This window comes from Streptomyces sp. UC4497, assembly GCF_054871485.1.
In genome coordinates, this window is sequence record NZ_JBTYHB010000019.1 from 113300 (window position 1) to 126794 (window position 13495).

General features: G+C 70.4%; 12 protein-coding genes. 2 read left to right on the forward strand and 10 right to left on the reverse strand.

The window, feature by feature from the left end:
• Positions 1 to 3 precede the first annotated feature (3 nt).
• The gene (locus tag ACYSUO_RS25275; RefSeq protein ID WP_461778529.1) at positions 4 to 960 is read left to right on the forward strand and encodes a hypothetical protein; all 957 of its coding nucleotides are present in this window, start codon (positions 4 to 6) and stop codon (positions 958 to 960) included.
• A gap of 49 nt (positions 961 to 1009) precedes the next feature.
• Here ACYSUO_RS25275 and ACYSUO_RS25280 read toward each other — a convergent pair whose 3' ends face one another.
• The 10 genes from ACYSUO_RS25280 to ACYSUO_RS25325 form a co-directional block, all read right to left on the reverse strand.
• Positions 1010 to 2473 carry a nucleobase:cation symporter-2 family protein gene (locus ACYSUO_RS25280; RefSeq protein WP_461778530.1) on the reverse strand — a complete coding sequence of 488 codons (1464 nt, stop codon included), beginning with the start codon at positions 2471 to 2473 and terminating at the stop codon, positions 1010 to 1012.
• A gap of 257 nt (positions 2474 to 2730) precedes the next feature.
• Positions 2731 to 4116 (reverse strand): 8-oxoguanine deaminase, encoded by a 1386-nt coding sequence (locus tag ACYSUO_RS25285; protein ID WP_461778531.1) that lies wholly within the window; start codon positions 4114 to 4116, stop codon positions 2731 to 2733.
• A gap of 46 nt (positions 4117 to 4162) precedes the next feature.
• Complete coding sequence (locus ACYSUO_RS25290; RefSeq protein WP_461778532.1) at positions 4163 to 5569, reverse strand: nucleobase:cation symporter-2 family protein; 1407 nt, start codon at positions 5567 to 5569, stop codon at positions 4163 to 4165.
• An 86-nt stretch (positions 5570 to 5655) separates the two neighbouring features.
• Positions 5656 to 6591 (reverse strand): factor-independent urate hydroxylase, encoded by a 936-nt coding sequence (gene pucL / locus ACYSUO_RS25295; protein WP_461778533.1) that lies wholly within the window; start codon positions 6589 to 6591, stop codon positions 5656 to 5658.
• 5 nt (positions 6592 to 6596) lie between these two features.
• Positions 6597 to 6995, reverse strand: a complete 399-nt coding sequence (uraH, locus tag ACYSUO_RS25300) for a hydroxyisourate hydrolase (protein WP_461778534.1) — start codon at positions 6993 to 6995, stop codon at positions 6597 to 6599.
• A gap of 20 nt (positions 6996 to 7015) precedes the next feature.
• On the reverse strand, positions 7016 to 7522 hold the full coding sequence (gene uraD / locus ACYSUO_RS25305) for a 2-oxo-4-hydroxy-4-carboxy-5-ureidoimidazoline decarboxylase (protein ID WP_403719966.1): 507 nt from the start codon (positions 7520 to 7522) through the stop codon (positions 7016 to 7018).
• 160 nt (positions 7523 to 7682) lie between these two features.
• Entirely contained in the window at positions 7683 to 7994 is a 312-nt protein-coding gene (locus ACYSUO_RS25310; RefSeq protein WP_461778568.1) for a helix-turn-helix domain-containing protein, read from the reverse strand.
• Between the two features lie 50 nt (positions 7995 to 8044).
• A complete protein-coding gene (locus ACYSUO_RS25315; protein ID WP_461778535.1) occupies positions 8045 to 8311 on the reverse strand; it encodes a hypothetical protein in 267 nt (88 codons plus the stop codon).
• 61 nt (positions 8312 to 8372) lie between these two features.
• Entirely contained in the window at positions 8373 to 9995 is a 1623-nt protein-coding gene (locus ACYSUO_RS25320; protein WP_461778536.1) for an ABC transporter substrate-binding protein, read from the reverse strand.
• Positions 9992 to 12241 carry a hypothetical protein gene (locus tag ACYSUO_RS25325; protein ID WP_461778537.1) on the reverse strand — a complete coding sequence of 750 codons (2250 nt, stop codon included), beginning with the start codon at positions 12239 to 12241 and terminating at the stop codon, positions 9992 to 9994. Before ACYSUO_RS25325 ends, ACYSUO_RS25320 begins: the two co-directional genes overlap by 4 nt.
• A 369-nt stretch (positions 12242 to 12610) precedes the next feature.
• On the opposite strand from ACYSUO_RS25325, the gene ACYSUO_RS25330 reads away from it, so the two are divergent.
• Positions 12611 to 13447 carry a TIM barrel protein gene (locus ACYSUO_RS25330; protein WP_461778538.1) on the forward strand — a complete coding sequence of 279 codons (837 nt, stop codon included), beginning with the start codon at positions 12611 to 12613 and terminating at the stop codon, positions 13445 to 13447.
• Positions 13448 to 13495: the final 48 nt, after the last annotated feature.

Consider the following 13495-nt stretch of genomic DNA (forward strand, 5'->3'; position numbering starts at 1 on the left):
CCCATGCAGTTGCGCCACACGTCCCTGCTCTCCGCCGCCTTGGTGACCCTGGCCCTCGCCGCGCCGGCCCGCGCGGGCGCCCCGGCGGAACCCGCGCCGCAGAGCGGCGGTTGGCAGCAGGTCGGCGATGACGCCGCCTCCGGGGTCAGCGGGCTCGCGCTCTCCGGCGAGGCCGCGGCCGACGGCGCCGTGGACGCTCTCGTCGTCCACGACAACAAGAAGCCCGGCCAGCAGCGGATCAGCCGTGTCACCTTCCACCCGTCCGCGCCGAAGGACACGAAGGTCACCCCGGTCGCATGGGACGGCATGGCACCCAAGGACCTGGAGGCGATCGAGGCGGTGCCGGGCACGGACGGCGAGTTCATGGCGCTGGCGAGCAGGGGCCTGGTGTACCGGCTGCACGTCGACGGGGACACCGCGCGGGTGCTCGACCTGACGCCGCTGCCCGCGATCCCCGACGGCGCGGACTTCGAGGGCTTCGCGCTCGGCACCTCGGCGCACGGGAAGACGGTCGCGGTATGGGCCGACCGGGGCGCCGGCACGGACCGTCCGGCGACGGTGTTCGCGGCGCCGTTCTCCCTCAACGAGTACGGGGAGGCCGAGTTCGGGAGCGTACGCGAGGCGGAGTTCCGCGCGGCCTACCCGAAGGGCGACGTGCGGCACGTCTCCGACATGTCGATCACCAAGTCCGGCCGGATCATGGTGAGTTCGACCTCGGACGCCGGGGACGACGGGCCGTTCGCCTCGACGGTGAGCGAGGCGGGACGGGTGTCGCTGAACGCCAAGGGCACCAGGGCGGCGCTGCGGATCGCCGCGCCGCGGAGCGCGCCGGACAGGTTCGACGGCCGCAAGATCGAAGCCGTGGAGTGCCTGCCGGGCGCGGACGGCCGGGCGCTGCTCGGTACGGACGACGAGAATCTGGGCGGATACCTGAAGTCGGCGCCCGTGTGCGGCGGTTGAGGCACGAGCGGGGGTGGCGCCGTCGGCCGCGCCACCCCCGCCGCACAGCTCAGTGCGCGCCTGCCGCTGTCGGCTCGGAGCGCTGGCCCGCGATGTCGCTGCCCGACTCCATCGGATGCGTGACGTCGTCGGCGTCGCGCCCCTTGCCGATGTGGTTGAACAGCAGGTTGAGCACGACCGCCGCGACACAGCCCGTCGAGATGCCCGAGTCCAGGATGATCTTCGCGTTCTCCGGGAACGCGTGGTAGAACTCCGGCACCGCGATGGGGATCAGGCCCACGGCGAGCGAGACGGCGACGATGAGGACGTTGTTGTCCTTGTCCAGGTTGGCCTTGACCAGGGTCTGGATACCGCTGGCCGCGACCGAGCCGAACAGCACGACGCCGGCGCCGCCGAGCACCGGGCGCGGCACGACGGCGATCAGCGAGGCCGCCATCGGGCACAGGCCCATCAGGACGAGGAAGCCACCACCGGCGGCGACCACGAACCGGCTGCGGATCTTCGTCATCGCGACAAGCCCGATGTTCTGGGCGAACGCGCTGCACATGAAGCCGTTGAACAGCGGGCTGACGGCCGAGCCGAGGGTGTCGGCGCGCAGACCGGCCGCGATGGTCTTCTCGTCGGCGGGGCGGCCGACGATCTCACCGAGGGCGAGCATGTCGGCGGTCGACTCGGTCATCGAGACGACCATGACGACGATCATCGAGACGATGGCCGCGCCCGCGAACTGCGGGGCGCCGAAGTGGAACGGGGTCGGGAAGCCGATGATGTCCGCCTCGCCGACCGGCGAGAAGTCCGTGACGCCGAACGGGATCGCGATCACCGTGCCGACCACCAGGCCGAGCAGCACCGCGATCTGCTTGACGAAGCCCGCGGTGAAGCGACGGATGATCAGCACGATCAGGAGCGTGATGCCGGCGAGCGCGAGGTTCTTCATCGAGCCGTAGTCGGCCGCCTTGACGTCGGGCCCCTGCGCCCAGCCGAACGCGACCGGCATCAGCGAGACACCGATGAGCGTGATGACCGTGCCGGTGACGACCGGTGGGAAGAACCGCACCAGCTTGGAGAAGAAGGGTGCGGCTATGAAGCCGAGCACACCCGCGACGATCACCGCGCCGAAGATGATCGGCAGCGCGTCGTCCTTGTCCTTCGTCGAGCCGACGACGGCGAGCATCGGGGCGACGCCCGCGAAGGTCACGCCGTTCACGAACGGCAGCCGGGCGCCGATCTTCCAGATGCCGAGCGTCTGGAGGAAGGTCGCGAGTCCCGCCGTGAACAGACAGGCGCCCGTCAGGAACGTCAGATCCTTCGGGCTGAGGCCGATCGCCGCGCCGACGATGAGCGGGGGCGCGACCACGCCCGCGTACATCGCCGCCACGTGCTGGAGGCCGGTCGTCGCCATCTTCAGCGGTGGCAACTTCTCGTCGACCGGATGTTTGGTATGCCCCGCACGGGCCTCTTCGGACTCGTCGGGGGTGGTGCCTTGCTTGGTGAACCTGGGCTTCGTCGCCACTGCGGCTCCTCCGGTTGTTTTCCAGCCCCGGCAGGCCGCCGGCGCTTTTCGCTTCTGGGAGGTGGTGCAAGGTGCAAGGTCGTACTGGTGGTGCTGCGGTATTCGGTTGTTGTGCGCCCAGGTACTACTGGCCGCCCCGGGAACGTGAAGCTTTGGGCCACGTTCCGGGGCGGCACTCGGTCGAGCAGCCCGCTCGGCAACTCGATCGAGTCCCCGGCCAGGGGCCGTCCCCCCTGACCGGAGTCTCAGGTCCTGCGTCAGCTCTCGGCGGTGATCCGCGCGAGTCGCTGCGCCTCCGCACGCGTGGAGCGTGCGATGGCGTCCTCGTCGACGTTGAGCAGGCGGCTGTCCTCGACCACCGGCTTGCCGTTCACGAGGGAGAGGGTGACCGGTGCGGCCGCGCCGAAGACGAGCGCGGTCACCGGGTCGGCGATCGATGCGTGGGCGAGGGTGTCCATCCTCCACAGCACCAGGTCGGCCAGCTTGCCTGCTTCGAGCGAGCCGATCTGGCTTGCCCGGCCCAGGACTTGGGCTCCTCCGTACGTCCCGAGGCGCAGCGCCTGACGGGCGTTCAGGGCCGCCTCGCGGTGCGCGCCGAGGCGGTTGATGAGGAGGGCGTTGCGCAGTTCGGTGTGCAGCTCGCCCGACTCGTTGGAGGCGGTGCCGTCGACGCCGAGGCCGACCGGGACGCCCGCCGCCAGCATGTCGGGGACCCGCGCAATTCCCGCTGCCAGTCGGGCATTTGAGGACGGGCAGTGCGCCACACCCGTCTTCGTACGCCCGAACGCGGCGATGTCGGAGTCGTTCATGTGGACGCTGTGCGCCATCCACACGTCCTCGCCGAGCCAGCCCGTCGACTCGAAGTAGTCGGTCGGGCCCATGCCGAACAGCTCGTGACAGAACTTCTCCTCCTCGACCGTCTCGCTGCCGTGGGTATGCAGCCGCACGCCGAGGCGGCGCGCCAACTCGGCGCCCTGCTTCAGGAGTTCGGTGGAGACGGAGAACGGTGAGCAGGGGGCCACGGCCACCTGCGTCATCGCGTCGAAGGAGTCGTCGTGGTGCTTCCTTACGGTCTCCTCGGTCGCGGCGAGCGCGCCGTCGAGGGTCTCGACGGCGAAGTCGGGCGGCAGGCCGCCGTCCTTCTCGCTGCGGTCCATGGAGCCGCGCGCCAGGGTGAAGCGCACGCCGGTCTCGGAGGCGGCCCGGATGATCGATCCGGAGAGGTCGCCCGAACCCTTGGGGAACACGTAGTGGTGGTCCATGGCGGTGGTGACACCGCCGCGGGCCATCATCGCGAGGGAGCCCTGCGCCGCCGCGTATGTCATCTGCTCGTCGATGCGCGCCCATGTCGGGTACAGCGCCACCAGCCAGTTGAACAGGTTGTGGTCCGTCGCCAGGCCACGGGTGATCCACTGGTAGAAGTGGTGGTGCGTGTTGACGAGTCCGGGCGTGGCCAGGTGGCCGGTGCCGTCGATCCGGCGGACGACGTTCTCGAGGCCCTCGGGCGCGGGGCCCGCGCCGATGGACTCGATCTTGTTGTCCGCCACGACGATGTGGCCCGAGGCGTGCTCGGTGTCGTGCGCGTCGACCGTCGCGATGGCGACGTTCTCGATGACGATGCGGTTTGCCGTGGCAGGAGCCATGGTGCTGCTTCCTTCAGTCGGTGTGACGTGTGGGCACGGCAGGACCCTAGGAAGATTTGAGTGCCGCGGCAGGTGCGCCACGGGTGCCGAGATGGTGGAAGAAGAGGTTCAGCGAGACGGCGACGAGCGCGCCCGCGCTGATTCCGGAGCCGAGCACGGTCTGTGCCCAGGCCGGGAAGTCCGCGTAGAAGCTGGGCGCGGCGAGCGGGATGATGCCCGCGCCGAGCGAGACGGCCACCAGGATGATGTTGGAGCTGTCGTCGAGGCCCGCTTCGGAGAGCGTACGGATGCCGCTGACGGCGATCGAGCCGAACAGCACGATGCCCGCGCCGCCCAGGACCGGCATGGGGACCAGGGAGACGACCGCGCCGAGCATCGGGAAGATGCCGAGGATCAGGAGGGTGCCGCCGGCGACGGCGACGACGTAGCGGCTGCGCACCTTGGTCAGCGAGACGACGCCGACGTTCTGGGCGAACGCCGAGGTCGGCAGGCCGCCGAAGATCGGTCCGAGGAAGGTGGCGATGCCGTCGGTGCGCAGGCCCCGGGTGATGGTCCGCCCGTCGCACTCGCGCTCGCAGATCTCACCGATGGCCAGCATGCCGGCGCTCGACTCGGTCATCAGGACGAGCATGACGAGGCAGAGCGAGATGATCGCGGCGGGCTGGAACTCGGGGGCGCCGAAGGCGAACGGCGTCGGGAGCGCGGCCACGGGCGCCGACTTCAGCGAGGAGAAGTCCGCCATGCCGAACGGGATCGCGGCGAGCGTTCCGATCAACATGCCGAAGAGCAGGGCGACTTGCTTGACGAAGCCCGTGGCGAAGCGCTGGATCAGCAGGATGACGACGAGCGTGAAGGCGGCGAGGGCGAGGTAGCGCATGTCGCCGTAGTCGGCGGCGGTCTTGTCGCCGCCCTGGGCCCAGCCGACGGGCACGGGCATCAGCGTCACACCGATGAGGGTGATGACGACGCCGGTGACGAGCGGCGGGAAGAACCTCAGCAGCCGGCCGAAGAACGGCCCGACCGCGAGACAGAAGACACCCGCGACCATGACTGCCCCATAGATGGCGGGGAGCTGGTCACCTTTGGCGTTCGTCTCGGCGATGGCGAGCATCGGTGCGATGCCCGCGGAGGACGCGGCGTTGACGAAGGGCAGGCGGTTGCCGACGAAGCCCTTGACGCCGAGCGTCTGGAGCAGGGTGGCAAGACCCGCGATGAGCAGCGACGCGGCGATCAGCCGGGTCTGGCCCGCGGTGTCGAGACCGACGGCCTGGCCGATGATGAGCGGCGGGGTGACGACGCCGGCGTACATGGCGGCGATGTGCTGGAGTGCGGCGGGCGCGAGCCGCGACGGGTGGAGCTTTTCGTCCACCGGGTGCACCTGCGATGCGGTGCTCTCCGATGGGGTGGAACACGGGCCCTCGGCTTCAGCCGGCCCCTTTGCTGGCACTGCCATTGCTTTATGTTCCCTCCGGGTGCTGCGCGCCCCCGCCTACTGCGGGTGGGAAGGGGCGCGCTGCCGCGTCAACTACGCACAGAGCGTCAGAGGTTGGTCATGTCGACCGGGATGCGCTGGTCCGCGCCGTCCCTGAGGATGGTGGCCTCGATCAGGCCGTAGGGGCGGTCGGCGGCCCAGTACACGGCGCCGTCCTTCGCCTCGTTCTCCAGGCCGAAGGCCGAGAGGTCCTGCCGGAAGTGGTGCTTGTTCGGCGCGGAGAAGCGGATCTCGTCGATCTCGCTGCGGTTGTTGATGACGCGCGAACCCATCTGGAAGAGGGTCTGCTGCAGCGACAGCGAGTACGTCTCGACGAAGGCCTGCAGGATGTGCTTCTTCGACTGCTCGTACGACTTGTTCCAGTTGGGCGTGCGCTCGTCGTCGACGCCCGTCCAGCTGTGCCGCCACCAGGTCGACAGCGACGTCGCGAGGATGCGGTCGTAGTCCTCCTTGAGCGTCGTGTACTTGTCCTTGATGTAGCCCCAGAACTCGGAGTTCGTGGTGTTCATCACGGTCAAGTCCTTGAGCCCGGTGAGGACTTCGAACTTCTCGCCGTCATACGTGATCTGCGCGACGCGCACTTCCTGGCCCTTGCGGACGAAGGAGTGCTGGACCTCGTCGGCGCCGATGAAGTTGGAGCCCGCGTCGGAGCCGGCGATGCGCTCCCACGAGTACTCCTCGATGCGGATGCGCGCCCGGTGGATCGACGGCTGGCTGTCGACGAAGTGCCGGGCCAGCTCGATGCCGTACTGCTCCGCGGACTCGATGCCGTGTTCCTTGGCGAACGCGAAGCAGGTGTTCTTGGTGGTGTCGGTCGGAAGGCAGTTGGCGTTCGACCCGGTGAGGTGGACGTCGTCGAGGTCACCGCTGAGGGCGACCGAGACGTTCAGGTCCTTGATGTGGTGGGTGTCGCCGTCCCGCGTGATCTTGACAACGCGGTTCTCCGCCTTGCCGTACTGGTTCTGTCCCAGGATCGTGGGCATGTCTGCTAGCTCCCTCGGTAAACGGAGTAGCCGAACGGGTTGAGCAGCAGCGGCACGTGGTAGTGCTCGCCCGGCTGGACGGCGAACGTGATCGCCACCTCCGGGAAGAACGCTCCGGTCGTGTCGCTGTCCCGATTCGCGGGGGCGTCCTGCTGCGCATCGGCTTGCTTCTTGTCGAAGTACGCCTCGGTCTCGAAGTCGAGGCGTACGTGGGTGGTGCCCTCCGGCAGCGCCGGCAGGTCCTTGCAGCGCCCGTCCGCGTCGGTGGCACTGCCGCCGAGCGCCTGCCACTCGGCGCCCGAACCGGCGCGCGCGGCAAGGGAGATGGCGACGCCCTCGGCGGGGCGTCCGATGCTGGTGTCCAGAATGTGCGTGGACACCGATGCCGTGGTCTCGGTGCTCATCAGGCGTTCGCTTCCTGTTCTTACGGTGCTTCTACGATGCGGGTCAGGCGGATGCGGTTGATCTTTCCCAGCTCGGTGCGGACGATCTCCCGCTCCTCCTCGGCCGTGTGGCCGATCCGGTCCTTGAGCGCATCGAGCATCTGCTCCGCGGTCGCGCCGGTGGCGCAGATGAGGAAGACATGACCGAACCTGTCCTGGTACGCCAGGTTGAGCTCGAGCATCTCCTTCTTGAGCTCCTCGGAGGCCCCCGCCATGCCGCGCTGCTCACGCGAGGACGTCGGGTCGCCGGGCTTCGGGCGGCCGATCGGCGGGTGCCCCGCCATCGCCTCCGCGAGGTCGTCCGCGGTCAGCTCGGCCATCGCGGCGTCACTGGCGGTGAAGAGGGTCTCTGCGGAAGCGAAGGGGCGCTGGGCGAGAAGCTTGCTCCCCCACGCCGATGAAGCACACACCTCGTGGAGCTCGGCCTGGGCCGTGCTCTCGTCCGAGGTGTTGAACCGGGTCAGACCCGGCGTCGAACCTGAAGTCACGGGGTGCCTCCGTGGCCTTGTGCTGGACGGGCTGCAGATAGCTAACGCCCCCGGAAACATCACGTCAACACTTTGTTGAAAACTCGGAGTTACAAAAAACCGCCGTCCGGATATCGGACGGCGGCGTGGAGGCGGGCGGCCGGCTCAGTATCGTCCCAGGTCAGGGGGTCTTGTCCCGGTTGAGATAGTTGTAGACCGTGAAGCGGGAAACGCCGAGGGCGCCGGCCACGGTCTCCACACCGTGCCGCACGGAGAACGCTCCGCGCGCCTCCAGGAGCCGTACGGCCTCCTGCTTCTGCTTGCGGTCGAGCTCGGACAGCGGCATCCCCTTGCTGCGCTCCATGGCGGCCAGGATGTGGTCGAGCGAGTCCGCCAGCTGGGGCAGGCGCACGGCCACGACATCGGCCCCCTGCCACGCCAGCACGACGTCGTCGGGGCCCGCGCCGTCCGGCGGCACCATCTCCCCGCCCATGGCGTCGACCAGTGGCTTCACCGCCGTGATGAAGGCGTCCCCGGTGTCGTTCACTCGTCGTCACCCTTCCCCTGGGGGTCCCCCACCACGTTGACCTGCAGCGAGATGCGCGTCGCCCCGTTCGCGAGGCTGCTGCGCAGCAGGGCGTCGACCGCGGTCAGGACCTCGTCCGCGCCACCCGCCGCCGTGTTGCCGAACGGCCCCACGTCGACCTCGTCGAGATCGGCCGCCTCGATGACCCGGCGCGCCGCGAGCGCGTGCTCGGGCGCTTCTTCCAGGTCGAAGGGCTCCGTCGTGAACTCCACTCTCAATCGCACGCGTTCAACCTAACGTGCAGGGGGCGGTTACCGGGAGCCACCGCGGGGATCGGGCCGGTGATCAGGGGGCGGGGCACTTGCTGTGCGCGCTCTCGTACGTCCGGTGGAGCGGCGATGCGCTCCGGTTCCGCTCCGGGAACGTCACGATGGGTATCGGTTTGCACACGGGCCACTGTCCGGCTCCGGTCCTGGCGTCGTCCTCGTCGGCGTCGACGAACGTGAAGTCCCCGCCCGCGGCCTGTACGCACTGGACGCAGTCGTCCTGCGGGCTGCCCTTGCGCAGCTGGTCCCGGACGTCGTCGTGGGTCACCTCGCCGTCGCCGCTCGAACCGGCCTGCTTCACCGCGTTGCTCACCGCGGCGAGGGCGTCGTGGTACATCACGGCGTACCCGTCGTCGAGGGCCCGCCGCCCCTCGTCCGTGAAGGAGCGTTGGTAGGCGCTCGCGAACCGCCCGAAGTGCCGGGGCGTCTCTCCTTCGCCACGCTCCCAGCGGGGCGCGTCCACGGCGGCCGCCGTCACGATCCGGATGTGCAGCCGCCGGGTCGCCTCGCCGATGGTGGGGGTCTCGGTGACCGGGTCGCGGGCCGTGCTGACGCGCAGGATGCGCAGCGGGTCGTCGGACCGGTACCGGCAGGAGCCCGTCTCGTCGATGGCCTCCACGAAGGGCTGCAGGTCAGCGTCGCGGCCGGCCAGGAAAACCGTCCTGGTGCCGGCCCCGCACATCGCTTCCACCGACTTCTCGAAGTCCTGTGTGTCGCCCCGGGCCGGCCCCTTTCTGCCCTGGTACATCTCGACCGTCCGCCGCACCGGGTCGTCGGTGATGCCGTAGTCGGCGCCGAACTTCTTCCGGAGGACTTCGCGCAGGTCGGACACGTAGTTGTCGTCCCGGTCGTCCGCGATCATGAACGTCTTCCCGCGGTCGACGTCGCTGCGCCCCGCGTACTCCTTCAGGGCGTCGACGAGCTGGGCGTTGGAGGGCGACACCTTGAACAGGTACGGGTTCTCCATGTCGGTGGCGCTCAGCGCGGCGCTGACGGCCGGGATCCGGGCCTTCTCGAGGCTCCGCACGGAGGCCAGGGTCCTGCTGTCGCTGTTGGGGAAGCCGATGGCGGCGACGAGCGGAGCGTCCTTGTCGCCGGTCCGGGCGCTCAACTCCCGGGTCACGTCCGGCCAGTGGTTCAGGTACTCGCCCACGTTGGCGAAGAGGAGCTGGACCGCGCTGTCCCTGGTCGTCGAACCGTGGTTGTGCTCGTACTGCGCGATATACGCACCTTGCAGCGCGTGCAGGATCAGCTCCTTGGACATGGCCGCGCCCCGCGTCCTCGCGGTGTACGGCATGACGACGGCCACACTCACCGTCTGCCGGCCCGGCGTGCTCGCCCGCGCCGCCGCGTTCTCGCGCGCGATGGCGTCCAGGACACCCTTCAGGCCCGGGTCGAACCCGTACGGCCGCGCCGTGACGCCCACACACTCCCCGGCGTCCCCCACGCGCCGCAGGTCGTGGCCATCGGAGCAGTAGGTCCGCTGGTCCAGATACGTGTCGACGCCCCACCACGCCCCGCCCCCGACCAGCGCCCCGACGAGCACCCACAGCGCGATCACGTCGATCAGGCCGAACACCCGGAACCGGAGCCGCCGCGGCAGCCAGCGCCAGTTCCTGCGGTCGGTCCGGCGGCTCCTCATGCCACCCCTCCCCAGCTGCGCTCCAGCGGCCAGTCCTCGCCGTCCCGCACCGCCCGCGGCCAGCGGACCGCGGCCTGGGCGAGGACCGCGCGCCCGGTCAGGTGCTGGGCGGACAGGAACGACAGCTCCTGCCCGATCCTGGAGGCCAGCAGCCGGTCCGCCTCGGCGAGCTCGTCGGCGGAGTACCACAGCGCGTGCAGGAGCCGGTGGATCGCCTGCTTCTCCAGGCCCGCCTCCGGGTCCGCCCGCACCTGTAGCCGGTCCCTGCGCCCCTTGCCGACCTCCTGGCACTGCTCGAACCAGAGGTCGCCGGGCGGACGCGGCGCGTGCGCCACCGTCCGCAGCGCCCGCAGCCACTCCAGGGCGTCACCGTCGGGCTTTACGAACTCCGTGTGCAGCCGGTCGACGACCTCCTGGGTCTCTCCCCCTGCCAGCCGGTGCCACAGGAACCGGGCCCACTCGTCGCGCCCGGCCCGACCCGCGCGGCCCTCGGCCCGGCGCCTGTGGTGCTGCGCGAGCAGCCCGTGCGCGTCGCCCCAGCCCACGCCGCCCGCGCCGCGCCCGCTGCGCATCTGGTGCACGAGCAGCGTGCGCAGGAAGCGGTCCGTGATGAACGGCCGGCTGCCGGGCCCCCGCGACCAGCGCTCCCGCTCCAGTTGGGCGGCGACGCCGTCGGCCGCGGCCAGGTCGTCGATCCGGCGCGGCACCCACCGCTCGGCCAGCTGTTCGGCCGCTTCCCGGTCCCAGGCCAGGGAGAGCAGGCACAGCTCGTCGTGGTTCTCGCTGCCGACGAGGGTGTTCAGCAGCTGCCAGATGACCGACTCGCCGGCGCCGCCGGGGTGGGCCAGGTCGAGCAGCTCCTCGGCCGCCACCCACTCCTCGTCGCGCGCCTTGTGCACGACGGCGTCGCACATGCGGCGGGCCCCCATGGGGTGGCCGCGGGTCAGATCGTGCAGCGCCGTCGCGATGTACGGGTCGAAGGTGACCCGCTCGTCGCTGCGGAGCATGCGTTCGAGGTGTTCCGTGTCGAGCGGCGGCAGCGGCAGCATCAGCACGCCCTCGGACGGCTCGTCGCTGTCGCGGCTCCAGCGGGTGCGGCCTCCGACCTCGTGCAGGGGCTGCCGGGTGGCCCGCTGGTACGGGGCGGTCTCCTGCTCGTCCTCGGGGGTTTCGTCATCGTCGTCGGCGTCGCCGCGCAGCTCCGTGGCGAGGACGACGAGCGGGTCGCGGGCGCCGCGCTCCTGCAACGCCCGCTGTTGCAGGAGGAGTTCGAGGAAGTCGCGGCCGGGGTCGGTGTGCACGTTGTCAAGCAGGATCAGCGGCCGCGGGGCCCGGTTCCCGCGCCGCAGCCTGCCGTAGCGCACGTCCCTGAGGAACGCGGCCATCAGCATGCGCTCGACGCCGCGCCGGAAGCCGCGGCCCTGGTGGAACTCCTGGCAGAGCCGGGCCACGGCCCGCGCGCGCTGCGCGGCCGGCACCCGGGGCGGCTCGGTGGCCGCGTCGGGCGGCATCCCGCGCAGCCGGTTGTCGCTCTCGCTGCGGTGGTTCTCGTACCAGCCGACCAGGCCGCGGGAGCCGAGCCCGCGGGTGCGGCGGTGGGGCCTGCCGAGGTAGGTGCGCACGGCCGCCTCGGGGAACTCGGCCGGGTCCGGCGAGCCGCCGTCGGCGGGCGTCGGCAGCGCGGGGCGGAACAGCGCGTCCCAGGTGGGCGGGGGCCGGCCCGGCGGCCATGGGCCCATCAGGGCGGCGGCGTGCCGGTCGGCGACGTCGAGCTCGTCGTCGATGCCGGGGCGCCGGGCGGAGATCACGGCGAGCAGCCCCGCGGTGGTCCTGGGGAAGCGCAGGCGTCCGAACCCGGCGACGGGGAGCGAGAGTTGACGAACGAGCTCGACCAGCATCTCGACCGTGTACGAGTTGTTGGCGATCTCGGGGCCGACCCCGGCCCGCTCCTCCAGGTCCGTGCAGTTGATCCGGGCGAAGGGGACGCGCGGTCCGGGCCAGGGGCCGGTGTCGGGGGCGTAGGCGCGCTGGAGGTCGTTCAGCATGGCGCTCTTGCCGGTGCCGTGCCGCCCGCTGAGCAGCACGACGGGCAGGTCGTCGGCGAACTCCCGGCGCCCGCGCCTGCGATGGCGATCGCGCTCCAGGCCGATGAGGCGCGGCACCAGCTGACTCAGGAGCGGCCGGCGCGCGTACACCTCGGGTATCTGGTCGTCCGATTCGGTTGTGGAGCCCCCGTGGTCCGTCATGGCAGCCTCAGCGCCTGCCGGACCAAGTCGGCGAGGAAGCCGACCACCACCCCCTTGCCGACCGAGGCGGCCGTTCGTCGGCACTGACCGGGATCCGCCCATCTCCCCCAACTCCCGCGACCGACAACGGGCGTTCACCTTCCCAGAACTTCAAGGCCGAACACGTGTCATGCACCGCTTTCTCGATGCCCGGACGGACCCGCGGGTGGGGCGAAATTCGACGACCCCTCTTGACAGCCAGGAGCCCTTGCAGGCAATCTTCCATCAAGTAGAAACGAACTTCCGCAATACGGAATTGTCGAGTGGATCACACAGGGGTCGCACTCGGCGGCCGTACCGGACACGAACCGGAAGGGAGCGCCGACCCTGATGGGCTTCGCTGACCAGCGCTTCAACGTCAACCTGTCGATCCTCTTCACGGAGCTCCCGCTCCTGGAGCGCCCCGCGGCCGCCGCCGCGGCGGGCTTCACCGCGGTCGAGCTCTGGTGGCCCTGGGTCGACGCCCCCACCCCCGAGCAGTCCGAGCTCGACGCGCTGCGCGCCGCGATCAACGACGCGGGCGTCCAGCTCACCGGCCTGAACTTCTACGCGGGGCAGCTGCCGGGCCCGGACCGCGGCGCCCTGTCGATCCCCGGCGAGGAGAGCGAGAAGTTCCGCGCGAACATCGACGTCGCGGCCGACTTCGCGCAGTCCCTCGGCTGCACGGCGCTCAACGCGCTGTACGGCAACCGCGTCGACGGCGCCTCGGAACAGGAGCAGGACGAACTCGCCCTGGAGAACCTGGTGTTGGCGGCCCGCGCGGCCGACCGTGTCGGCGCCGTGCTGCTGATCGAGGCGCTGAACGCGCCCGAGTCGCCGAAGTGCCCGATCGTGAGCGCCCCGAAGGCGATCGAGATCGTGGACAAGGTGAACGCGGCGACCGGCCTCGGCAACGCCAAGTTCCTGATGGACCTGTACCACCTGTCCATGAACGGCGAGGACCTGACGGCGGTCATCACCTCCTACACCGACAAGACGGCGCACGTGCAGATCGCCGACAACCCGGGCCGCGGCGCTCCGGGCACCGGCTCGCTGCCGCTGGAAGACCTGCTCGACCAGCTGAAGAAGGCCGGCTACGAGGGCTACGTGGGCCTGGAGTACAAGCCGGGCGACGCCCCGAGCGCCGAGGCCTTCGACTGGCTGCCGCGCGAGCACCGCGCCGCCTGAGCAACTGAGCGCCCGTCAATTCATGGACGTACCAACGCTTTTGGAGTC

Coding starts and splice junctions, on each gene's coding strand:
- ACYSUO_RS25325 (WP_461778537.1), bottom strand. CDS start 12,241: ATGACGGACCACGGGGGCTCCACAACCGAATCGGACGACCAGATACCC.
- ACYSUO_RS25330 (WP_461778538.1), top strand. CDS start 12,611: ATGGGCTTCGCTGACCAGCGCTTCAACGTCAACCTGTCGATCCTCTTC.
- pucL (WP_461778533.1), bottom strand. CDS start 6,591: ATGCCCACGATCCTGGGACAGAACCAGTACGGCAAGGCGGAGAACCGC.
- ACYSUO_RS25290 (WP_461778532.1), bottom strand. CDS start 5,569: ATGGCAGTGCCAGCAAAGGGGCCGGCTGAAGCCGAGGGCCCGTGTTCC.
- ACYSUO_RS25285 (WP_461778531.1), bottom strand. CDS start 4,116: ATGGCTCCTGCCACGGCAAACCGCATCGTCATCGAGAACGTCGCCATC.
- ACYSUO_RS25320 (WP_461778536.1), bottom strand. CDS start 9,995: ATGAGGAGCCGCCGGACCGACCGCAGGAACTGGCGCTGGCTGCCGCGG.
- ACYSUO_RS25275 (WP_461778529.1), top strand. CDS start 4: ATGCAGTTGCGCCACACGTCCCTGCTCTCCGCCGCCTTGGTGACCCTG.
- ACYSUO_RS25310 (WP_461778568.1), bottom strand. CDS start 7,994: ATGGGCGGGGAGATGGTGCCGCCGGACGGCGCGGGCCCCGACGACGTC.
- uraH (WP_461778534.1), bottom strand. CDS start 6,995: ATGAGCACCGAGACCACGGCATCGGTGTCCACGCACATTCTGGACACC.